The 22,160-nt window shown below is 57.8% G+C and carries 25 protein-coding genes; 12 read left to right on the forward strand and 13 right to left on the reverse strand.

Features of this window, described 5'->3' with window-relative positions; translation table 11 throughout:
• Positions 1-10 precede the first annotated feature (10 nt).
• Positions 11-1,690 carry a TIGR04028 family ABC transporter substrate-binding protein gene (locus tag ACL2XN_RS23830; protein WP_413729608.1) on the reverse strand — a complete coding sequence of 560 codons (1,680 nt, stop codon included), beginning with the start codon at positions 1,688-1,690 and terminating at the stop codon, positions 11-13.
• A 357-nt stretch (positions 1,691-2,047) separates the two neighbouring features.
• Here ACL2XN_RS23830 and ACL2XN_RS23835 point away from each other — a divergent pair, with 357 nt between their 5' ends.
• Genes ACL2XN_RS23835 through ACL2XN_RS23845 form a run of 3 tightly spaced genes read left to right on the forward strand, consistent with a single transcriptional unit; the run spans position 2,048 to position 4,573 of the window.
• Positions 2,048-3,073 (forward strand): methionine ABC transporter ATP-binding protein, encoded by a 1,026-nt coding sequence (locus ACL2XN_RS23835; protein ID WP_413729610.1) that lies wholly within the window; start codon positions 2,048-2,050, stop codon positions 3,071-3,073.
• The gene (locus ACL2XN_RS23840; protein ID WP_413721242.1) at positions 3,066-3,734 is read left to right on the forward strand and encodes a methionine ABC transporter permease; all 669 of its coding nucleotides are present in this window, start codon (positions 3,066-3,068) and stop codon (positions 3,732-3,734) included. Before ACL2XN_RS23835 ends, ACL2XN_RS23840 begins: the two co-directional genes overlap by 8 nt.
• A 20-nt stretch (positions 3,735-3,754) precedes the next feature.
• Positions 3,755-4,573 (forward strand): MetQ/NlpA family ABC transporter substrate-binding protein, encoded by an 819-nt coding sequence (locus ACL2XN_RS23845; RefSeq protein ID WP_410013902.1) that lies wholly within the window; start codon positions 3,755-3,757, stop codon positions 4,571-4,573.
• Between the two features lie 38 nt (positions 4,574-4,611).
• Here ACL2XN_RS23845 and metQ read toward each other — a convergent pair whose 3' ends face one another.
• Positions 4,612-5,427, reverse strand: coding sequence for a methionine ABC transporter substrate-binding lipoprotein MetQ (gene metQ / locus ACL2XN_RS23850; RefSeq protein ID WP_410013903.1), 816 nt, complete (start codon positions 5,425-5,427; stop codon positions 4,612-4,614).
• Positions 5,428-5,769: 342 nt separating this feature from the next.
• On the opposite strand from metQ, the gene ACL2XN_RS23855 reads away from it, so the two are divergent.
• Positions 5,770-6,783, forward strand: coding sequence for an AMP-binding protein (locus ACL2XN_RS23855; protein WP_413729612.1), 1,014 nt, complete (start codon positions 5,770-5,772; stop codon positions 6,781-6,783).
• Here ACL2XN_RS23855 and ACL2XN_RS23860 read toward each other — a convergent pair.
• From ACL2XN_RS23860 to ACL2XN_RS23885, 6 genes are all read right to left on the reverse strand, one after another.
• The gene (locus tag ACL2XN_RS23860) at positions 6,778-7,506 is read right to left on the reverse strand and encodes an SDR family oxidoreductase (RefSeq protein WP_413729613.1); all 729 of its coding nucleotides are present in this window, start codon (positions 7,504-7,506) and stop codon (positions 6,778-6,780) included. The genes ACL2XN_RS23855 and ACL2XN_RS23860 overlap by 6 nt on opposite strands.
• A 17-nt stretch (positions 7,507-7,523) precedes the next feature.
• A complete protein-coding gene (locus tag ACL2XN_RS23865) occupies positions 7,524-8,465 on the reverse strand; it encodes an AEC family transporter (RefSeq protein WP_410013906.1) in 942 nt (313 codons plus the stop codon).
• 42 nt (positions 8,466-8,507) lie between these two features.
• Positions 8,508-9,074: an epimerase gene (locus ACL2XN_RS23870; protein ID WP_413729616.1), complete on the reverse strand. Its 567-nt coding sequence runs from the start codon at positions 9,072-9,074 to the stop codon at positions 8,508-8,510.
• On the reverse strand, positions 9,047-9,205 hold the full coding sequence (locus ACL2XN_RS23875; protein ID WP_413729617.1) for a hypothetical protein: 159 nt from the start codon (positions 9,203-9,205) through the stop codon (positions 9,047-9,049). The genes ACL2XN_RS23870 and ACL2XN_RS23875 overlap by 28 nt, the downstream gene beginning before the upstream one ends.
• Positions 9,206-9,231: 26 nt before the next feature.
• The gene (locus tag ACL2XN_RS23880) at positions 9,232-9,528 is read right to left on the reverse strand and encodes a DUF1330 domain-containing protein (protein WP_410013908.1); all 297 of its coding nucleotides are present in this window, start codon (positions 9,526-9,528) and stop codon (positions 9,232-9,234) included.
• Positions 9,529-9,640: 112 nt separating this feature from the next.
• Complete coding sequence (locus ACL2XN_RS23885) at positions 9,641-10,390, reverse strand: SDR family NAD(P)-dependent oxidoreductase (protein WP_410013909.1); 750 nt, start codon at positions 10,388-10,390, stop codon at positions 9,641-9,643.
• 129 nt (positions 10,391-10,519) lie between these two features.
• On the opposite strand from ACL2XN_RS23885, the gene ACL2XN_RS23890 reads away from it, so the two are divergent.
• The 3 genes from ACL2XN_RS23890 to ACL2XN_RS23900 all read left to right on the forward strand — a co-directional run bounded on the left by ACL2XN_RS23890 (position 10,520) and on the right by ACL2XN_RS23900 (position 12,683).
• A complete protein-coding gene (locus ACL2XN_RS23890) occupies positions 10,520-10,864 on the forward strand; it encodes an ArsR/SmtB family transcription factor (RefSeq protein WP_410013910.1) in 345 nt (114 codons plus the stop codon).
• Positions 10,865-11,203: 339 nt separating this feature from the next.
• Positions 11,204-11,956 (forward strand): hypothetical protein, encoded by a 753-nt coding sequence (locus ACL2XN_RS23895; protein WP_410013911.1) that lies wholly within the window; start codon positions 11,204-11,206, stop codon positions 11,954-11,956.
• 166 nt (positions 11,957-12,122) lie between these two features.
• A complete protein-coding gene (locus tag ACL2XN_RS23900) occupies positions 12,123-12,683 on the forward strand; it encodes a DUF1003 domain-containing protein (RefSeq protein WP_410013912.1) in 561 nt (186 codons plus the stop codon).
• A 33-nt stretch (positions 12,684-12,716) separates the two neighbouring features.
• On the opposite strand, the gene ACL2XN_RS23905 is transcribed toward ACL2XN_RS23900, so the two are convergent.
• The 3 genes from ACL2XN_RS23905 to ACL2XN_RS23915 form a co-directional block, all read right to left on the reverse strand.
• Positions 12,717-13,682 (reverse strand): 2-hydroxyacid dehydrogenase, encoded by a 966-nt coding sequence (locus tag ACL2XN_RS23905; protein ID WP_410013913.1) that lies wholly within the window; start codon positions 13,680-13,682, stop codon positions 12,717-12,719.
• Positions 13,683-13,857: 175 nt separating this feature from the next.
• A complete protein-coding gene (gene aldA / locus ACL2XN_RS23910; RefSeq protein WP_410013914.1) occupies positions 13,858-15,300 on the reverse strand; it encodes an aldehyde dehydrogenase in 1,443 nt (480 codons plus the stop codon).
• Positions 15,301-15,627: 327 nt separating this feature from the next.
• Positions 15,628-15,912 (reverse strand): YciI family protein, encoded by a 285-nt coding sequence (locus tag ACL2XN_RS23915; RefSeq protein ID WP_410013915.1) that lies wholly within the window; start codon positions 15,910-15,912, stop codon positions 15,628-15,630.
• A 155-nt stretch (positions 15,913-16,067) separates the two neighbouring features.
• Between ACL2XN_RS23915 and ACL2XN_RS23920 the strand changes: the two genes are divergently transcribed.
• From ACL2XN_RS23920 to ACL2XN_RS23935, 4 genes are all read left to right on the forward strand, one after another.
• Complete coding sequence (locus tag ACL2XN_RS23920; protein ID WP_413729618.1) at positions 16,068-17,528, forward strand: diguanylate cyclase; 1,461 nt, start codon at positions 16,068-16,070, stop codon at positions 17,526-17,528.
• Between the two features lie 96 nt (positions 17,529-17,624).
• Positions 17,625-18,917, forward strand: coding sequence for an MFS transporter (locus ACL2XN_RS23925; RefSeq protein WP_410016744.1), 1,293 nt, complete (start codon positions 17,625-17,627; stop codon positions 18,915-18,917).
• A gap of 338 nt (positions 18,918-19,255) precedes the next feature.
• Positions 19,256-19,420: a hypothetical protein gene (locus ACL2XN_RS23930; RefSeq protein WP_410013917.1), complete on the forward strand. Its 165-nt coding sequence runs from the start codon at positions 19,256-19,258 to the stop codon at positions 19,418-19,420.
• 190 nt (positions 19,421-19,610) lie between these two features.
• Entirely contained in the window at positions 19,611-20,102 is a 492-nt protein-coding gene (locus ACL2XN_RS23935) for a CinA family protein (RefSeq protein WP_410013918.1), read from the forward strand.
• A gap of 5 nt (positions 20,103-20,107) precedes the next feature.
• On the opposite strand, the gene ACL2XN_RS23940 is transcribed toward ACL2XN_RS23935, so the two are convergent.
• Positions 20,108-20,662, reverse strand: a complete 555-nt coding sequence (locus ACL2XN_RS23940; protein ID WP_413729619.1) for a sugar O-acetyltransferase — start codon at positions 20,660-20,662, stop codon at positions 20,108-20,110.
• 17 nt (positions 20,663-20,679) lie between these two features.
• On the reverse strand, positions 20,680-21,552 hold the full coding sequence (locus ACL2XN_RS23945) for a LysR family transcriptional regulator (protein WP_410013920.1): 873 nt from the start codon (positions 21,550-21,552) through the stop codon (positions 20,680-20,682).
• A gap of 140 nt (positions 21,553-21,692) precedes the next feature.
• Here ACL2XN_RS23945 and ACL2XN_RS23950 point away from each other — a divergent pair, with 140 nt between their 5' ends.
• A complete protein-coding gene (locus tag ACL2XN_RS23950) occupies positions 21,693-21,914 on the forward strand; it encodes a hypothetical protein (protein ID WP_410013921.1) in 222 nt (73 codons plus the stop codon).
• The last annotated feature ends 246 nt before the right edge of the window (positions 21,915-22,160 follow it).

The following is a 22,160-nucleotide window of genomic DNA, read 5'->3' on the forward strand; positions in this document are numbered from 1 at the left end:
CCGGCGCGGTTTAGTGTTTTTCCAGCCAAGCGCCGTAAAACGACGGCCGTCCCACCGCCTCGAAGCTGACGCCTTTCAGATAGGGCGCGCCGGCAAAGACCTGCGGCTCTTCAAAAATCGGGATAACATAGGCCTGTTCGAGCAGATAACGTTGGGCATCGCCCGCCAGACGCAGCCGTTTTTGCCCGTCCACTTCCGCTGAGATGGCCACCAGCAGCGCGTTAAGCTTATCGTCGCTAAAGGTGTTCACCTTGCTGCTCAGACCGCCTTTTTGCAGCAGGGCGTCACGGTTGGTGGGGTAAAACTCGCTTTTAATCACATCCGGATCGGCGCGGCCGACTTCCACCACGTTGACCGGGGTTTTCAGCGGGTCCAGACTGTCCGCCGTCTTGCTGCCGGCATCGCCGGCCAGGATATTCAGCCGCGCCCCCACCTGTTTCCACTGCTGCGCCACCAGTTGCAGGACTTCTTTATTTTGCGGCTGCGGCGGCGATTCATAGATGGTCAGCGCCAGCGGCCGGCCGTCTTTCTGGCGCACGCCGTCCGCGCCCGGCGCCCAGCCGGCCTCATCAAGCAGTTTTTTCGCCTGCTGCGGGTCAAAGGCCAGTTGGTCCGCCAGGTTAACGTAGCCGGCCGCCGTGGCGGCTATCACCGACGTCGCCTGGGGATAGTGCGGCGAAAACAGGGTTTCGACGATCTGTTTGCTGTTGGTGGCGCGCAGCAGAGCCTGGCGGACCCGCACATCGGCCACCAGGGGGTTATCCGGCCGGAAGGAAATGCCGTCGTTGACGCCGCGCGTCGGCGCGGCGTACAGGTTAAACTGCTGTTCGGCGACCTGTTTCTCGTCGTAGGCCTGGACCTGGCGGATAAAATCCGCCTGGCCGGCCAGCAGCGCGCCGATGCGCACGCTGTCTTCCGGCGTTATCAGGTATTTGATGCCGTCAAGATTGGCCCGCCCCTGCTGCGGCAGATTTTTTGGTCCCCAGCGGTAATCCGGCCGCGCGGCCAGATCCACCTCGCGGCCCAGGGTTTCCCCGCTGACCACAAACGGCCCGGAGCCGATGATATGGCGGGCGTCGCCCAGGGCATCGAAGTTTTGCGCCAGCGTGCCGAGCGATACCAGCCCCGATCCGATGGTGGCGGTGCCCTGCAGGAAACCGGGCGATGATTTTTTAAAGATGAATTTCACCGTCAGCGGGTCAATCACTTCGCTGTGATCGTAGTTGTTGATAACTTCCGACACCGGCAAGTGATGTTCTTTATTGCCCAGGCCAAAGGTATCGAAGTTTTTCGCTACCGCGTTGGCGTCAAGAGGCGTGCCGTCCGAGAAGGTGACGCCGGGGCGGATTTTAAAGGTGTACTGCGTTTTATCGTCGTTGGTGGTCCAGGATTCGGCGATCCAGGGCTCAATGGCCAGCGTTTGCGGATTTTGATAGGTCAGCTTATCGGTAATCTGGTTCAAAATGCCGCCGTTGGGATAAAAACCGCCGGCCGGCGGGTAAAGATTGGTGTGCGCCTGCTGCTCCAGATAAATCAGCGTGCCGCCCTGTACCGGGGTGGCGGCGCTGGTTGTCTCTGCGGCCGCCGCGGCGGCGAGGCTGAGCAGCGCCAGCGTCAGGCCCGTGACGCGGAAATGTTTGAAGCCATTAAAACCAGGATGCTTGTTGTTGGAACGGTTTTTTTTCTGCATGACGAACCCTCAGGCGAAACATGGGAGCCAATATCGGGTAAATACCGCGCCAGCAGAACAGATATATTCAAATATCCATTGCCGGAAAAAGCATAACCAAATAACAATCCTGGCTAACTTTATAATAAATACAGCTAAGCGATCCCTGGCCTTTAATAAACGCGTTATAAACCGGCGTTCGCCAAATAGATAGAAGAATAAAATATATCTCATATTTTATTGTTTCTTCTGCCGCGACGAAGCTTCCCCTACTATCCCGAACATTATTAGCATCTCAAATAATGATTAAAAAATAATCAGTGAAATTAATTATCAGCTTAACGCAGTCCCGGCAGGGGTAATAAGGATCGACGGGTTATGATCGTGCTGACGAACGTGAGCAAGATATTCGACGGTGATAAAACGCCGATCGTGGCGGTGGATAATGTCAGTCTGCGCGTAGGGCGCGGCCAGATTTACGGTATTGTCGGCTACAGCGGCGCGGGCAAAAGCACGCTGGTGCGCCTGCTGAACGGGCTGGAAAAACCCAGCGCCGGCGAGGTATGGGTGGCCGGCCAGGATATCGCCCGCGCCGGCGGTGAACAGCTGCGCCAGGCGCGGCTGAAAATCAGCATGATTTTCCAGCATTTTAACCTGCTGTGGTCGCGCACGGTCAGGGACAATATCGCTTTTTCCATGCAGATAGCCGGCGCGTCCAAAGCCGCCATCACCGCGCGGGTGGCGGAACTGGTGGCGCTGGTGGGGCTAGAGGGCCGGGAAAACGCCTATCCCTCGCAGCTCAGCGGCGGGCAAAAACAACGGGTGGGCATCGCCCGGGCGCTGGCCAACAACCCCGAGGTGCTGCTGTGCGACGAGGCCACTTCGGCGCTGGATCCGCAGACCACCGACAGCATTCTGGATTTGCTGCTCGACATTAACCGCAAGCTTAATCTCACCATCGTATTGATTACCCATGAGATGCATGTCGTGCGCAAAATCTGCGGGCGGGTGGCGGTGATGGAGGCGGGGCGCGTGGTGGAGGAAGGGGAGGTGCTAGAAGTGTTTACCCATCCCCGGCAGGAGATCACCCGGCAATTTGTCAGGCAGGTCAGCCAGTATCAGGAGATTGAACAGGGCTTTAACCCGCTGCTGGTGCAAAACCTGCCCGGCGCCATCCTAAAGCTGACCTTTGTCGGTCTGAGCACCCATCAGCCGGTGGTGGCGGAGCTGACGCTGCGTTATCAGCTGCCGTTTAATATCCTGCACGGCAAGATGACGCATACCGCCAACGGCGTGTTCGGCGAGCTGTGGCTGCATGTGGCGGCCGATGAGACGCTGCTGGACGCTATCCTGGCCGATTTGGCCCGCCACGGCATCGCCACCGAGGTGGTAAAACATGCTTGAGTCCCTGTTTCCCCATCTGCGCATTGACCAGCTTTGGGCGGCAACCGCGGATACGCTCTATATGACCGCATTGGCCGGCCTGGCGACCTTTGCTCTGGGCATCGCCCTTGGGCTGGCGCTGTTCCTCACCGCCCGCGGCGGCCTGTTTGCCCATCGCATTGTGTATGGCGCGATCTCGGTGCTGGTGAATGTGTTCCGTTCCATTCCCTTCATTATATTAATCGTGCTGCTGATCCCGTTTACCAAAATCCTGATCGGCACCATCCTGGGCGCCAACGCGGCGCTGCCGGCCCTGATCGTCGGCGCCGCGCCGTTTTACGCCCGCCTGGTGGAGATCGGACTGCGCGAAGTGGATAAAGGCGTGATCGAGGCGTCCCGCGCCATGGGCGCGCGCCCCGCCACCCTGATCTTTCGCGTGTTATTGCCGGAGTCCTCGCCCGCCCTGGTGTCGGGCATCACCGTCACCCTGATAGCGCTGGTCAGCTACAGCGCCATGGCCGGGGTGATCGGCGCCGGCGGGCTGGGCAACCTGGCCTATCTGGAAGGATTCCAACGCAACCATAACGATGTCACGCTGGTGGCGACCGTGATGATTCTTATCATCGTGTTTGTTATCCAGCTGCTTGGCGACGTCATTACCTCACTGCTTGATAAACGTTAAACAGACCGGGATACCACATTATGAAAAAAAGCCTGACACTTATAGCCGCCGCCACCCTGACCGTCCTTAGCCTGTCGGCTCAGGCCCGGGCGGATACCCTCACCGTCGGCGCTTCCAACGTGCCGCACGCCGAGATCCTTGAGCAGGCCAAACCCATCCTGGCCAAACAGGGCATCGACCTTGAAATCAAACCCTTCCAGGACTACATCCTGCCCAACACCGCGCTTGCGAGCGGCGATATCGACGCCAACTACTTCCAGCATGTGCCGTACCTGAACAGCGTGCTCAAGGATCACGCCGGCGACAAGACCTATGATTTCGTCAGCGCGGGGGCCATCCATATCGAGCCCATCGGCATTTACTCGAAGAAATATAAAAGCCTGAAGGCGCTGCCGCAAAACGGCAAGGTGATCATGCGCGATTCGGTGGCGGAAGAAGGCCGCATCCTGTCGATTTTTGAACGCGAGGGCGTGATTAAACTGAAACCCGGCGTCAGCAAGGTGGACGCGCGCATTACCGATATCACCGACAATCCGAAACATCTCCAGTTTCTGCCGAATATCGAAGGATCCCTGCTGCCGCAGATGTATAACAATAACGAGGGCGACGCGGTGGTCATCAACGCCAACTACGCCATCGACGCCGGGCTTAACCCGGTTAAAGATCCCATCGCGGTGGAAAGCGGCGAAAATAACCCCTATGCCAATATTATCACCGTCCATCGCGGCGATGAAAATAAGCCGGATATAAAAGCCCTGGTCAAGGTACTGCATTCCAAGGCCATTCAGGATTGGATCCGCGAAAAATATAAAGGCGCGGTAATCCCGGTTAATAATTAATAATCCCTGTACAGGGCCGGCAAACCGGCCCTGTGGCGTTACCAGCCCTTTACCGCGTCGCCGTGATAGATTTTATCCGCCGCCGCGGCCACTTCATCGGTTTGATACGCTTTCACCAGGTTTTTTATCTTATCGCTATCCTTATTGTCTTCCCGGGCCACGATCAGGTTGACGTAGGGAGAATCCTTATCTTCAATGAACAGGCCGTCCTTATGCGGGGACAGGCCGATTTGCGTGGAATAGTTGGTATTGATGATGGCCGCGTCGACCTTGCCGTCGTCAAGCGTGCGCGGCAGCTGCGCCGCCTCGATTTCGACAATTTTCAGGTGCTTCGGGTTGGCGGTAATATCAAGCGAGGTCGGCAGCAGTCCGGTGCCTTCCCTGAGTGTGATCAGCCCGTTTTTCTGCAGCAGCAGCAGCGATCGTCCCAAATTGGTCGGATCGTTGGGGATGGCGATTTGCGCGCCGTCCGGCAACTGGCCGATGGCATGGATTTTGCGCGAATAGCCGGCGATGGGGTAGACAAACGTTTTGCCGACCGCCGCCAGCTTATAGCCGCGCTCCTTGATTTGCTGATCCAGGTAAGGGCCGTGCTGGAAGGCATTGGCGTCGATATCCTTGGTGTTCAACGCTTCGTTCGGCAGCACATAATCGGTGAATGTCACCACCTCCACGTCCAGGTTGTACTTATCCTTCGCCACTTTTTTTACCGCGTCCCACAGCGGCTGGTCGATGCCCGCGCTGATGCCTACCTTGATATGGCCGGGGTTTTTATCCGCATTATCGCATGCGCTTAACAATAGGGGGATGGCCATCATGCCGGCAAGGGCGATGGTTTTATAGGTGAGTGTCATGTTACCGCGACTCCAGAATAGGTCAATGGCCGGAGAATTATCCGGCTGGGTTGAAGGTGTGGGCAAATCCGGCGGTCAGCCCTGGGGCATGCGCTTTTATTAAAGGTTACAGCAAATGACAGGGGTAATATATTGCTGAAAGTGCATTAATAAATGATGAATTGTTCTGAGCATTATTGTCGATTAAGAAATAAGAAAATCGTATATAATCAATAAGTAACTATTTTTCCTGACGTTAAGTGAGATAATACTCACAGAACTATAATTTTTACTTTAATTAATAAAACTGCAACAGTATTTGGCCCATAATGTTAACACGACTCCCCGCGCTCAGGTGCCCCCATGGTTCAGTTACCGGTTCATTCCGCCGTTCGTTTTTACCCGCAGCGCCTTGCCGGCGCCCCGGCGCCGGACGGTGTGTTAAGCGAGCGCTTTTTGCGCCAGACCGTGCTGAACAAAAGCAAACCGGCGATTATTACGCTGGACCGCATCCTGAGCTATGGCGAACTGGCCCGCGATGCGCGCTCCCTGGCCGCGCATCTGCGCCGGCTGGGGGTAGGACATGAAACGCCGGTGGGGGTATTATTGGCGCCGGGTATCGAGCATATCACCGCCCAGGCGGCCGTTATCCTGGCCGGCGGCAGCGTGGTGCCGCTGGACGTGTCGCTGCCGGACGAACGGCTGGCCGCCATGCTGCGCCAGTGGCGGGTGCTTTTTACCCTGACCGATGCGCCTTGCCGGGAGCGGGCGCTGGACACCCGTTTGATCATTCTTGAGGATATCGCGGTGGGCGACGGTAACGATAGCGATTTTATGCCGCAGCCCACGTCCCTGCCGCAGCGCACCCACCTGCTGGTGACGGCGCAAACCGGGCGGCCCGCCAGCCGTGAGCTGGACGCGCACAGCCTTGTCGGCCAGGTCATCAATCGCCGGCACGTGCGGGTTAATCCCGACGATCGGGTAGGCTGCATCGCCGCTGCCACCGGTTGTGCCTATCAGCTCGAGGTCTGGGGGGCGTTGCTTAACGGCGCGGCGGCGGTGGTGCTGCCGCAGGATATCGTGCGCGATGCTTCCCGCTTAACGGCGGCGCTGGCGCAGTTCGCCATCAGTATCCTGTTTATTCCCGCCGCCCTGTTTAACCAGGTGGCGCGCAGGTATCCGGATGCTTTTCGCGGCTTGCAGTACCTGCTGGTGGAAGGCGACGGCCTGGATGACGCCAGCCTTACCCGGGTCATGCAGCACGGGGCGCCGCGCCATGTATTAAACGGCCGGCCGGCTGCCGGCAACGCGGCGCGCTCCTTATATCACGAGATCCCCTCCGCCGGCGCGGCGGCGCATACCGCGCGCCCATTATGATGAACGCTGATCCCACAGCTGCTGCATTTGCGCTTCTATCGCCGCGGGATCACGCCTGAGGCTATCCCACACATCCCGGGCGCGCTTATCGGCCAGCACATGCTCCCGATCGTGGCGGATGCCCTCCAGGGTTTGTTCCGCCACCTGCGCGGGCGATACCTTGGCGGCGTCGATGCCCGCGGTCATATCGGTATCGATAAACCCGGCGTAGACGCCGATAACGCGCGTTCCCTGCGCCCGCAGCTGGATGCGCGCCGCATCCGTGATCGACAGCGCCGCATGTTTCGACGCGCCGTAGGTGGCGTTAAACGGCGAGGTGAACCAGCTCACCACGGACAGCATATTGACCAGGGCGCCGCCGCCGTTTTTCGCCAGCACCGGCGCAAAGGCGGTCATCATCGCCAGCAGCCCGAAGACATTCACGTCCATTTCCCGGCGCATGGCGTCGCCGGCACCCGCGGCCAGTATCGGGCTTTGCAGCAGGATGCCGGCGTTGTTGACCAGGAGGGTCACATCCGCGCACGCAAGCGCCGCCGCGGCAACATCGGCCGGCGAGGTCACGTCCAGCTTCACCGGTGTGAGACGCGGATCGGTAATGGCGGCTGGATTGCGCGCCGCCGCGTAAACCTTGGCCGCGCCCGCGTTGAGCAGCGCCTCGGCATAGGCCTTGCCAAGCCCGCGGTTCGCGCCGGTCACCAGTGCGATACTGCCTTCTATCTGCATAATGTCTTCCTCCGCGTTTATCCCTGCATCAGCGTCAGCAGGGTGGTGATGATGATAATGCTGATAAATATCGACAGGGAACCGGTAAAACTGGATACCGAGCCCAGGGAACTGCACCGGGCGGTAAACATCGGCGACAGCGCGGATACCGGGGCAAATACCGCCACCGCCAGCACCTGGCGGATTTCAAGCGGCAGCGGGGTGCCATAATAAAACAGCGCGGCCAGGAGGGCGCCGGCGCCATAACGCAGCGCCAGCACCTTAGAGACGTTTTTCAGCTGCGACCGGTCAATATTGATTTCAAGCATCATGCCGATTATCAGCATGGCGATAAAAGGATTGGCGTTGCCGACGATAGACGTCAGTATGGTGACCTGGCTTGGCAGATGGTAGCCGCACAGGGCCGCTACCAGCAATAGCATATAGACGTCGAACGGAATAGAGGAAAATAAGCGCTTGAAGGTATTTTTCAGGCCGGTATTAATACCGATGACATTGGACGCGGCGACATAACTGCCGCCGGTGCAGATAACCGAATTACCCGCGTCAAACAGGCAGGTGGCGACGATGCCCACCGGACCGAGGAAGCTTTGCACGTAAGGCAGGGTAAAACACCCGATATTGTAGCCGGGCGAATTGATCATATAAAATACTTTGGTGTCATTGTCGCGTTTGCGGGCAAGAAGATAGCCCGCCGCCAGCAGCAGGATATTACAGAGAAATCCAATCAGCACCAGAACCAGCAGGGAAGGGTCCACTTCAAAGCTGGCAAAGCCGGTAATGACCGCCGCGGGCAGCGTGAGGTTCATCATTATTTTCGATAAGGCGATGCTATCGGATCGCTGCAGCACGCCGTATTTTTTTAACAGATAACCGACCACGATAATAAAAAAGAACGAGAAGGCTTTAATGAGGACGTCAAGCATATCATGGCCCAGGCGACATAATGTATTCATCATACATTACCGGCTATAGCCATTACACCGTTTTATGACCGGACGCTATTTTGTTTTTGCCGTATGGGAAACAGCGTATATATCCCCGGTTTCCAGCACCGGACGGGAGAAACCGCGCCGGGCAAGGTTAAGCATGGCCAGGCCCAGGGTTTGCGTGGTCAGGATACGGCGGGGAAACAAAGGCCTAAACAAAGACATCACCGGCGTCAGCAGCAGGTAAAGCACGCGGTACAGCGGCGTTTTCGACCGCGCGCCGTGTTTAGGCAGGATGATGCCGGGGCGAACAATATACACCGCTTTCAGCGGCAGGCGTTGCAGGGCGTTTTCGGTGCCGCCGCGTACCCGCTGCCACATGGTGCGGCTTTTTTCCGCACTGTCGGCCCCCGTGCCCGAGAGATAGACAAAGGTCGCCGCCGGGCTTATCCGCGCCAGCGCCTGCGCGGCGGCAAGGGTCATATCATGGGTAATGGTGGTGTAGCGTGGTTCGTCCATGCCCACCGAGCTGACCCCCAGGCAAAAAAATGCGGCGTCGATACCGCCGAGCCGGTGCGCAATCGCGTCATACTGCAGCAGCTCGGTGTGGATCAGGGTTTGCAGTTTGGGATGTTCCACGCGCGGCGCCGAGCGCCCCACGGCGACGACCGCCCCACGGCGACGACCGCCGTCACGTCTTCAGCCAGCAGGCATTCCCGCAGTACGCCCTGGCCCACCATGCCGGTGGCGCCCCAGATCATCACTTTCATGGTTTCTCTCCGCGGGCGCGGCCGCGTTATTCGCCTTCCACGCCCTGGATGATAAACGTCCGGTAGGTCGCGCCGCGAAACCGGTGCGCCACCGCCTCCTGATACTCGGGACTATCATACCAGGCTTCGGCCGCCTCGAAGGTGGGAAATTCCAGGATCACCGCGCCTTCCACCGCGCCGCCGTCGGTATGGCGCAAACGCCCGTACAGCGCCAGGGGAACGGGCTGATGGATAGCGGTGCTTTTCCCCGCCTTCTCGCCGTAGATTTTCATTTGCTCTGGATCATTTACCGCTTCACGTACCGCAACAAAATAGGCCGGCATAGTCGCTCCCGGGGTGTGAGGGGCAGGGGCGTCGCCGCCGCCGCCGGATAAAGGGGTATCCCGGCCGGACAGGCGTCCGGGCCGGGCTTATCGGTAAGGTGCTCGCCGGCCGTCAGCGCCAGCCGCCGGAGGCGCTGATGCGTTCGCCGGTCAGCCAGGCGGCGGCGTCAGACACCAGGAACAGCGCGACGGCGGCAATATCCCCCGGCAGGCCGAACCGGCCCAGCGGCGTCTGCGCAATCAATTCTTTTTCAAAGTCGCTGCCCACTATGCCTAACCGGGCGGCGCCTTCGGTTGCCACGCCGCCCGGCGCGATGGCATTGACCCGGATGCCGCGTGCGCCCAGTTCCCGCGACAGGCCGACCGTCAGGGTATCAATCGCCCCTTTGGTCGCGGCATAAATAGCCGAGCCGGGGGTGGGGTGGGTGCTGATCGCCGAGGTAATGTTGATAACACTGCCGCCCTGGGGATTAAAATACTTTAGCGCTTCCCGCGTCGACAGGATAGTGCCGAGCACATTGATATTAAACTGGCGGTGGAACTCCGCCTCGGTCACCTCTTCAAGCGGTCCGAAGGCGAAGACCCCGGCGTTGTTTACCAGCACGTCCAGCGCGCCGTAGGCGTCCCTGGCGGCGCTGAACACGCGCTCGACATCCGCCGCGTTGCCCACGTCGCCCTGTACGGCAATCGCCTTGCCGCCGTCGGCGACGATCCCGGCGACCACTTTATCCGCATCCTCGCGGCTGGCGGCATAATTAACCACAACCGACGCGCCGGCGGCGGCAAAGCTTTTGGCGATAGCGGCGCCAATGCCCTTGGATGCGCCGGTGACGACGGCGACTTTACCTTGCAACTGACTCATAAGCAGACTCCGGAGGGTGGATAGGATGAAGTACGTTAGTTCGGAATTTATGAACTATCTTAGTTCGTAAAGTATGAACTATTGGACACCTTGTCAACAATCTGCTATAAATTTTTTATGAGACCGATAATGCACCCCGCGCCTGAAGACATTACCGTAGAGGGGATTTTGCATGCCCTGTCCGATCCCCTGCGCGTTCATATCTTCGCCGAGATCGCCCGGGCCGGGTGCGCCCGGCCCTGTTCGGCGTTTCTTGCGTTCAGCGATCGCGCCGTGCCGAAATCCACCTTGTCCCAGCACTTCAAGATATTACGGGAAGCCGGCCTGATCCGCAGTGAACGCAAAGGGGTGGAAGTGCGCAATACGTCCCGGCTTGACGATCTGCAGGAACGCTTCGGCCCCCTGATCCAGGCCATCCTCACGTCCTACGCCGCGCAGTGCGCCAGAGAGCGCGACAATACGACTTCTGTTTAATAATTTTATTGCAGTATATGAATATATCCCGCCGATAATATAAGTAATATACAATCGTAACTCTTCTCGCCGGCACGTCCGCGCTAGTAAATCCGGGTAATGGATATTTATGTTATCGTTATAGATAAATATTATTAAATACGAAGGAGTTTTATGGTGAATTTTATACCGTCAAGTATCGCGTGCTTATTAAATAAAATTCCGACTGATGACATCACTGGAATGAATGCAAATCATAAGGGCGCTTGCAATAAAAAATTAAATAATATCGTTTTCGCCGCCAATGATAATAGCGTATTCGTCCCTGTGATCACAAATCAACGCCCGATGAATAGACGGGTGGCTTTAGTCTATGGTTTTGCTAATGTCCGTAATCTTGACAGCGGGGACGGCGTGACTCAATTTACCCTTGATCAGCTTAACCAGGCGCTGGGTATCACTACCGAGCAACTGGATTATCGTAAAATCAGGCAACTACGCCTGGGGGTTGCCATTAGCCGCCGCAGGGTGAGGCGTTTTACCGTATTAACGGGTATCGACGGCGCGACCGCCAAAATGTTGCTGATGTCATGGCGTGACTTTTTACGGGATAATTATGATTTTATATCCGTAAAATCTCGGTTGCTTGAGAAAATAGAAAAATGCCGGATCTTAGGGAGGAATTGCGAGTGCGCAAAAAACATATTGCTTAAAAACAGCCCTTCCAGGCCGCGCTTTGATGACGGGTTATGGCGGGATACCAGAGCGCTGGCGAGAAAATTTATACGGCGGGGCGATGTGGCGGGTTTTAAAGCCTTGCGCAGGCGCGGCGATAAAAACAGGCCTCATCTGGCGGGGGCGATAAAAACGATGCTATTAAGACGTATCATCAAGCTGGGGCTGGAGTGGAGCAATTATTATAAGATTATGGTTAATTTCGATGTGAATTTCCGGCACCAAACCGCCATGAAAATTGAAGGCCGTCAGGATGAGCCGTATTGGCCGCTGACGTATTCCGCCTATCGCTATTGCCAGCGGCAATTGCATGATCACGTGAGTATCCGAATCGTGCCCAGCGCTTACGCCGACACCACGCCGATCCTGCGGATGTGAGGGTAGGTCATGGGGAAACCGGGCGATCGCCCGGTTACATATTATATGTGCCGGTTTCCGCGCGCCGGCAACTATAATGGGCGCATGCGTCAACGGCCGAGCTCGGCCTTTGGCATAACCGGTATTATCAGCAAGATAAACATCATTGCCCCGGATGAGAAAAACCATGGAAAAACCGACTTCAGCCGCCACGCCCGACGCCGCGGACGCCGCGCCCGCAAAGATTGATCATCTGCGTTTCCACCGCCGTCACGCCCATTTGTCCGCGCCGTTCGGCAACGGCTGGTTTGCGCGTAAGGCGGAAGGTTTCGCCCGATTCTTCGGCACGCCGATGTTTTTAGGGGCGCAGACGCTGATCGTTATCGCCTGGGTATGCATCAATACCTTTGGTTTCGCCAAATTCGATATCTATCCGTTTATCCTGCTTAATCTGGCGTTCAGTCTGCAGTCGGCCTATGCCGCGCCGCTGATCCTGTTGGCCCAGACGCGCCAGGCGGAGCGGGACAAGGCGCATGCCGACGCGGATGCCCAGCATCGCGAGGCGCTGGCCGTCGCCAATGCCGAACGCCAGGAGCGGGCGGCGCAAACCTCGGCGCAAATCATGGTGCTGCTGCAGCAAAATACCGAGCTGACCACTCTGACCAAAAACCTGAGCGAGCGCATTGAGATGCTGGCCGCGGAATTGCACAAAAAACTGTTGCTGGATGCGCCAACACCCCAGGGGTGACGGATCGCCGCCCGTGGTTAACGACGGCTGCGATCAGTTGGCCGCATTGGCCGGCATCCTGCCCGCCAGAATACCCACCAGTCCGTCGCGCAGCAGCGACGCCATGCGCAGGCGCGTGGCAAGCGTGGCGCTGCCCAGATGCGGCAGGCCGAATACGTTGTCCATCTGCCGGTAGGCGGGATGGATATCGGGCTCGCCGGCGAAAACGTCCAGCCCGGCGGCGGCCACGTGGCCCGCGTTGAGCGCGGCGATCAGCGCGTTATCGTTGATAATGTCGCCGCGCGAAATATTCACCACCACCGCGCCCTTGGGCAGCTGCGCCAGCAAGGGGGCATCCACCACGCCCCGGGTTTCCGGGGCGGGCGGACAGGCTATGCAAAAGTAATCACTGTGCGCGGCGAGGTCGGCGAGGGAATCGTGATACACGGCGTGTTGTTCGGCCGCGGGCGGCAACCGGTGCCGGTTATGGTAATGAATTTCCATATCAAAACCGCGCGCGCGCCGGGCAATGGCCTGGCCGATGCGGCCCATGCCGAAGATCCCCAGGCGCTGGTTCCAGACATCCTTGCCCAACAGCTGGTCCGGCGCCCAGCCCGGCCAATCACCGCCTTTTAACAGACGCAGCCCTTCCAGCGCGCGGCGGCCCGCGCCCAACATCAGCAGCAGGGCGGTGTCGGCGCAGGATTCGCTCAGCACATCCGGCGTAAACAACACCTTGATGCCGCGCGCCTTGGCTGCCGCCAAATCGATATGGTTGGTCCCCACCGAATAGGTGCAGATAGCCTTGATGGAGCGCGGCAATTGTTCGATGGCCTGGCTGTCCAGCGGCATGGCCAGGGAAACCAATAACGCCTGCACGTCGGTCATGGCGGACAGCGACGCCAGGGTGCCTGCCAGCGTGCTTTCCGTGGTATGGCGCAGGGTGAAATGCGCGCTTAATAAGGTATGGGCCTGCGTAAATAGCGGGCAGGCCATAAATAGCACCGGTTTATCAGACATGGTTACCTCGTCGCTTATCTCCGGTCCGGCGGTGCAGGACCCCGCGCGGGCATGCCGCGGACGAGGGTTATTCTAGCGCAGGCGCGGCGGCGGGCCAATCGCCGCCGGGCGCCAGGCCGGCTGGAACCCGCGCCCGGCGCCCGGCAACCCGCTCCGCCGGCGGCGCTGGCCGCCATCAGGCCTGGTATTGCAGGTACACCACATGGGTTTGCAAATACTCTTCCAGCCCGTGGCGTCCGTCGGCGCCGCCGATGCCCGACTTGCGCCATCCCGCGTGGAAGCCCTGCATGGCCTCGAAATTTTCCCGGTTAATATAGGTTTCGCCGAACTTCAGTTTTTTTATCGCCGCCATGGCGGTATTGAGGTTGGTGGTATAAATCGAGGAGGTCAGGCCGAATTCGCAGTCATTGGCCATTTGCACCGCTTCGTCAAGGGTGCGGAAGGTCGTGACCGGCAGCACCGGGCCAAAGGTTTCCTCATGCATGATATCCATCTCATGCTTTACATCCACCAGTAGGGTAGGCTGGAAAAAATAGCCCTTATCGCCCGCCCGCCGCCCGCCGGTGACCACCCTGGCGCCTTGCGCCACGGCGTTATCCACTTTGTCCTGCACGCTTTTCAGCGCGGCCGCGTCAATCAACGGCCCCATATCCAGGTTTTCTTCCCGGGCAGGATCGCCAAAAGTCACCTGGTTAAACGCCGCGGTGAGCCGGGCGATAAAGTCATCCTGAATATCTTCCTGCACATACACGCGTTCGGCGCAGTTGCAGACCTGCCCGGTATTGATGACGCGGGAGGCGACTATCGCCTTGACCGCCAGATCCAGATCGGCATCGTTCATGACGATGGCCGGCGCCTTGCCGCCGAGCTCCAGCGAGACCTTGGTAATGTTTTTCGCCGCCGCCGCCATGGTCTGCTCTCCCGCCGCCACGCTGCCGGTCAGGCTTACCATACCGACTTTTGCGTTGGCCGCCAGCTCCTGGCCCACCACCGAACCCCGGCCGGTCACCAGATTAAACACGCCGCGGGGCAAGCCGGCCTCGTGCACGATGCCGGCAAAGGCAATGGCGTTGTTCGGCGTCAGCTGGCTGGGTTTTACGACGATGGTATTGCCGGTGATAAGCGCGGGCGCCGCTTTGCGCGCCACCAGGAAAAAGGGAAAGTTCCAGGGGAGGATGCCGGTGGTCACGCCGATGGCTTTTTTAAACACAAAAATATTCTCGTTGCGCCGGTCGCTTTGTATGATCTCGCCCTCATAGCGCCGCGCCCATTCGGCCATATAGTCGAGATAATCGGCGGTAAACAAGACCTCGGTCCTGGCCAGGCCCTGGGTCTTGCCCCCTTCGGCCACGATAATATCGGTTAGCTCCTGTTCCCTGGCGCGGATGCCCTGGGCAATTTTATGCAGCCACACGCCCCGTTCCTGAGCCGGCAAATCTTCCCAATCATGCTGCGCCCGCGCGGCGGCGTCGATGGCGTTGCGCACATCGTCCGCATCGGCGTCCGGTATCTGGGATATGACTTCCTCGGTGGCGGGGTTGAGGACATCAATCCATTTATCGCTGCGGTTGGAAACAAACTCGCCGTCGATATACATCTGTTGCTGTATTATTGCCATTGCTGCAACTCCATTAAGAAATTGTAGGGTTATTGTTGCACATTGGATAAAAGTTTTACTCCGGCCGTCGTAATAATGCAATGGCCCCGGCGGCGGCATGGGTCCCCGCATCCCTGGCTTTTGCCGCATTTTGCGCGCAGTATCTTTGTCTTATTGCCACGAGGAAAAATAGTCTGGCAACCATTTCAAGAACGCTGTGATTAATATCTCAAAAATACCTTGTCCGGCAGACAGGCAATATTAATGTGTAATTTTGAGCAATATCACAGAAATCCATTGGCCGCAGGAGGGGGCGCCAACGCGTTGAGCGTGACGCCCTGCTCATTATCAGAGCGTACGCAGGGCGCTGAGCAGTTCGCTGGTGGTGGAAGGGACAAATTCGGTTATGCTGTAGTTGGCCACTTCCTTAAAGGGGTCCTGCGCCAGGATCGCATCCAGATCGGGACGCGGCAGGGTCCGCGTCAGGATGATGCCGCCGATGCGCGGCACTTTCCTTCCGGAGGCCACAAAATCGCCGGTGGCGAAATAGTTACGCAACCAGGCGAGGTGCGCTTCCAGCAGCGCCTCAACTTTTTCCATGGGCTCTTCATACGTTAAATCAACGATAAACATCTGCGGCTCCTGCGTGATTTATGATGCCGTCAGGATAAACCTTAACAGTGGCAACCTCCACCTGCCGATGAAACCCGACCGGGATTTGTCGCGTGACAGGGACGCACTATTAACGCACTCTTTATGGCAAGAAGATGACGTACCAGGTGAACTTGATGAACAACCTGCATTGGTTGAATAAAACACGGGCCATTATTTTATTTACCCTGATGTTGCTCACTGCTTTTTTAATCATCAGCTGGAGCAGCTATGAGGTGGCCAGGCAATCGCTCAACGACGAAATCGAAGAAAACACGCTACCGCTGACCAGCGACAATGTCTATTCCGAGATCCAGCAAGATCTGTTAAAACCGATATTTATTTCTTCCCTGATGGCCCATGACACCTTTGTCCGCGACTGGGTGCTGGTGGATGGCGAGCAGGATCCGAAGGCGATGATTCGCTATCTGAGCGAGATCGATCGGCGTTTCGACACTATTTTTTCCTTTTTTGTCTCCGACAAAACCCGGCGCTATTATGATCCCAAACGGGTTTTGGAAACCGTCTCCGAGCAGGAGGATGAGGATCGGTGGTATTTCCAGATAAAAGCCACGGCCGGCGACAAGCCGTATTTTATCGACGCGCGCCCCGATCCCGAGGACCATACTCACCTGGATATCTTCGTTAATCATAAGGTTATGGATTACCAGGGCAATTTTATCGGGATTACCGGCATCGGCCTTTCCGTCGAAAAAGTCAAATACCTGATTGAAAAATATGAACGCCGCTATAACCGCACCATTTATTTCGTTGATAAAACCGGGGCGGTCATATTGCACGGCACCACCTTCAAACGGCCGCTGCAAATCCGCTTGCAACCGGGACTGGGCCCGCTCGCGACATCGATTCTGACCGTGCCGGGCGGCAGCTATCAATATGATTACCAGGGCAGGCAGGTGCTGCTCCATACGCGCCTCATTCCGGAATTCGACTGGTATTTGATGGTGGAGCAAAGCGAGCATCCCCTGGAGCGGGTCCTGTTTATGACGCTGCTTAAGAACCTCGGCATCGGGGCCGGCGTCAGCGTACTGTTTATCCTGTTTTTATGGTTGACCATCGGCGGCTACCAGCGCCGCCTGGAAACCATGGCCACCACCGATAAACTGACCGGCATCATGAACCGTCAGGCGTTTGAGTATCGCTTCCAGCGTTTGCGGGGGGCCAGGGCGGCAGAAAACGCCCCGCTGGCCATGGCGATCATTGATATCGATTATTTTAAGCAAATCAACGATCGTTATGGCCACGGCGCGGGCGATCGGGTCATCCAGCATATCGCCCGCTTAATCCGGACGTCCCTGCGCCGCACGGATTTCGTCTGCCGCTGGGGCGGCGATGAATTTTTGGTGCTGCTTACCGAATGCAATGGCGACGAGGCGCTGCGGCGCATGAATACTCTTTCCCACGATATCGGGCAGTCGGAGGTGGTTACCGACCGGGCGGTGATAAGCGCCACGGTCAGTTGCGGCGTGGCGGAACACCGGCCAATGGAAAACCTGGACGCCCTAATCGATCGCGCCGATATTGCCTTATACCAGGCGAAAAAGGCGGGACGCAATCGCGCTGAAAAACGCGATTAGCATCGGGCAAGACGCCGCGCGCCGCCGGTATTGTTGCCAGCGCGGGCAAATGATTTATAGTGCATGTTCCTATTTATCGACAGCGACCGTGACCGTATGACTTTCTCCCGCACCGCCATTGCGGTAACGCCCGCGCAACGCAAAGCGCTGATTGCCGGCTCAGTGGGCAATTTTATTGAATGGTACGAATTCGGCGTTTATGGTTTTCTCGCCACCCTCATCGCCGCCAATTTTTTTACCCTGCAGGGCGAAAGCGCCGCGGCCAGCCTGGTGCTGACCTACGCCGCCTTCGCCCTGGCTTTTTTCTGCCGCCCGCTGGGGGCGATAATTTTTGGCCGTATCGGCGATCGCCTTGGCCGTAAGCCGACGCTGATTACCGTTATCATCATGATGACGCTGTCCACCGCGCTTATCGGCGTAATGCCGACCTACGCCACCCTGGGCGTGGCCGCGCCGCTGCTGCTGACCCTACTGCGTATGGTGCAGGGGATTTCCGCCGGCGGTGAGTTCGGCGGCGCGGTGGCGCTGATGACCGAGTTCGCTCCGCCGGGCAGGCGCGGCCTGTTCGGCGCCTGGCAATCATTCACTGTGGCCCTGGGATTGCTGGCGAGCGTGGGCATGGTGGCGCTGCTGGGCGCCTGCCTTACTCCCGATCAGCTGCATGTTTGGGGCTGGCGCATTCCGTTCCTGCTGGCGTTGCCGATGGGCGTCGTCGCGCTGGGCCTGCGCCTGCGCCTGGAGGAAACGCCCACCTTTCGCGCCATCCATCACGATGCCGCGCCGGCAGCGCCCTCGGCGCCGGCGCTGGCCGTCGTCAAGGCCATCATGCTCGGCATCGGCCGCATGATGGGCTGGTCCGCCGCGGGCTACACCTTTCTGGTGGTCATGCCCGCGTATTTGCAAACGACGCTGCACGCCAGTTTTTTACAGGCGCTGGTCGCCACCGTGCTTGGCAATGTGGGTTTCGCCCTGACCATTCTGCCGGCGGGTATGCTGAGCGATCGGATTGGGCGCAAGCGGGTGATGGTGGCGGCGATATTGGCCACCATCCTGTTTACGTTCCCGCTGCTGCATCTGCTGCAGGATCCGTCTAGCCCCCTGGCGATGAAGGCGCTTGCGGTGCTGGTCGCCGGCGCGGTGGTGGGGCTGCTGGCCGGTCCCGGGCCGGCGATGCTGGCCGAAATGTTCCCGACCCGGGTGCGTTATACCGGTCTCGGTCTTTCTTATTCGCTTTCCAACGCGGTATTTTCCGGCTGCGCGGGGCTCATCATTACCGGATTGATAAAACAAACGGGTAACATTGATATACCGGCTTATTATGTCGTTATAATTTCAGCAATCAGTCTATTGGCGCTGATAACCCTGCGCGGCGACGATCATTTGCGTTAACGCTTCAGCTAAGGGCCGCGTCCGTCCTTAGCTGAACAGGCTGTGGATCAGCTTGAGAAGCTCACTGATAAACTGTAATGTCGGCAGCATGGCATTATCCTCTGGGCAGCGGTGACAGGGGGTATGCCGGCGCGCCGGTGGCCCCGGTCTATTATTAAACATAACATCATTTCGTTCAATCCGGACGTCCCGGTTCCACGGATAAAATAAAGTTGTGTTAACCCGTGCCCGGTCTAAACTAATAATGCTAGTGCAATAAAAGTGTCTGTTGTTATTTTGCGGTCATCGGCACTTTGTATATTTCTTACCAAATCATCACCTAATGCATTGGAGTTAAAATGACCCTATATCATGAAGGTAAGAGAACGTTTGCCCCCTCCAAAGATAAAGCGCCCGTCAAGGACAAACCTTCTGAAAAAGCGAAGTCGCCGGCAAAAGCCAAAAGTGACGACAAAGATAAAAAAGACGATAAGGCCAAGGGGAAAAGCAGCACCAAAAAATAATGATGCCGCCGGCAGGGCGCACTGTTAGCCTAAGCCCATGGGCTGCTGATGTTAACTATCAGCAGCCCATGAATTTTTTATAATCCAGCTAAAAAGCGCAATGCTATAATTCAGAACACCGGCACTTTCCGTGTTGCCTCGATATTATAATATAAAAGAACAACACCACAGGTTTATGGAAACTCGACTGATGAATTCACAACTCAACGCCGCCGCCGGTGCTCTTGCCGAAACATTACGCCGGGATAGGCTCATATTGACCACCGCGGAATCCTGCACGGCGGGCCTGGTGGCCATGGCGCTGTGCGCCGTGGGCGGCAGCGGTGATTTTTTCACCCGCGGCTTCATCACTTATACGGATCGCGCCAAACATGAAGTATTGCGCGTCGGATGGCACGCCCTGGAAACCTATACCGCCGTGAGCGAACAGGTCGTGAAAGAGATGGCCGCGGGCGCGCTGCAGGTCGCAGGTGAAGATATCGCCCTGTCGGTCAGCGGCTACGCCGGACCCGAGGACGGACCTGACGGCACCCCCGCGGGCACCATCTGGTTCGGATGGGTTACGCCGGATAACAAGGTCCATGCGCAGGTAAAACGGTTCAGCGGCGATTGCGAAGCCGTTATTGAACAGGCGGCTGTTTTCGCGTTGGTCAGGATGCGCGAATTACTGCAAAATAAATAGCGTCTTCATGGCAGGGCGCGTAATACCCGGCACGGATTACCGCAGGCCACGACATTGGCGGGAATCGAGCGCGTCACCACGCTGCCCGCGCCGATGGTGGTATTTTCACCAATCGTCACGCCTGGCAGGATAATGCAGCCGCCGGCAATCCAGACATTATCGCTTAGCGTAACCGGTTCGGCCCAGCCGATATGCCGGCCGCGTTCCCCGGGGTCGAGCGGATGATGGGCGGTGTAGAGCTGCACGTCCGGGCCGATAAACACATGGTTGCCGATGTTTACCGGCGCGCAGTCGAGCAGGACAAAATTAAAATTGATAAACACATGGCTCCCGAGCCGGGTGTTCATGCCGTAATCGACCCGCAGGTTTTTCTCGATATGCACATCATCGCCGACCTGGCCGAAGATTTCCGCCAGCAACTGCTGCTGCCGTGCCGTTTCACGATGCCCGAGGGCATTATAGCGATCGATATTATCCCTGACGGCGTGCCGTATTTCGACCAGTTCGGGATCGTTGATAAAATAATGCTCGCCCCGGCGCATTTTCTCCAATTCGCTCATTGTATTGCCGCCTTTTGTTAAGCGTTAACCATGCCGATAAACCCATCCCGCACCGGGTCCGCCAGCGTGGGGTTCCAAATCATGCCCACCTCCCAGCGGGCATAGGCTCCCTGCAGCGGGATCATCGCTATATTCCTGGGAGCGATGTGCGCGGCGCTTTCCGGCACGATGGCGATTCCCACGCCCGCCGCGACCAGCGCCATCAGGGTTTGCATATCCCGGGTCTGCTGGACCACCCGCGGGCTAATCTGGTTAAAGCGCAAATACTGTTCTATCTGCTGATACAGCCCCGGCCCTTTATCCGGCAAAAGCTGGACCCAGGGCTGCGCCAGCAGGAAATGCCGCCACATCCGCATGTCGGGGTCTCTGGCCGGCAAGGCGGATTTATTGGCCGCCAGCACCAGGCTTTCCGACATAAACCGTCGCCCCTGCAGCGGCGGATCCACCGGCAGGCGCATAAAAGCCAGCTGCAGCTGGCCGGATAATAAGCGGGCATGCTGTTGCGCCGAGGACAGGTCCTCCAAACTGACGGTCACGTCCGGATACGCGCGCCGGAAGCGGGCAATCAATTCCGGCACCGTTTTTAAGGCGGAGATGCCAAAACCGATCGCCAGGTTGCCGGTGGTCCCTTTCGCCACCCCAAGGGCATAGTGCCTGAATGTCCCTGCCAGCTCCACCAGTTCGGCGGCTTTCGGCAACAGCAATTCTCCCGGATGCGTCAGCAGGGCGCCCCGTCTTCCCCTGACAAACAGCGTGATGCCCAGCGCATGTTCCAGGGCTTTAATCTGTTTTGACAACGCCGGCTGGGTAATACACAGCTGTTGTGCCGCCTCGCGGTAGTTCCTGGTAGCCGCCAGGATGACAAAGGCGCGCAATAATCGATTATCCATTCCAAACGGTTATCAATGGCGAAATTTAAGTGATTATATTTCAATCATTTTTTGCGCTCTACTGTTTTCGGACCTAATGAATGCTCTTGTGATCCCGCTCACATAGCGTTCCGGTTATCCGGTAGATAAAGGAGAATGGCATGAAACAACAGCATTTTATCTTTTTGCGCAAGGCCGACGTCATCACCCCCCAGTCCCTGGACGATCCGGCGGCGGGCATTATTATCCGCGCGGTACTTTTGCAGGGGTTCAGCATCTCCCCGCTCCAGGTACGCGCGGCGGACAGTCGCGAAGCGCTGGACAAATTCCGCCGGGACGCGGCGGAGGCGGGCGATTTTGTCCCGACGCGGCTGCTGGAGTAAATCCCGCCGGCGGCCGTAAGGGGCCGCCGGTAGGTTCCATTCCCCCGGCCGGACGCAAGATCCGGCAATATCCCCGTCCGGCAAAACCACGTATCCCCGCTGTTGAAAAAAGAAGCATATCGTCGTAACAATGACACCTAGGAATTTTCCTATAGTCTTAATATACTCGCGCGCTGATGAAAACGCGGGAGAATTAATATCCCCAGTTTTTGGCGATCTGTATGAAATAACTGTACCGATAAAAGC

Source organism: Sodalis sp. RH22, assembly GCF_047324165.1.
Lineage (GTDB): Bacteria > Pseudomonadota > Gammaproteobacteria > Enterobacterales > Enterobacteriaceae > Acerihabitans.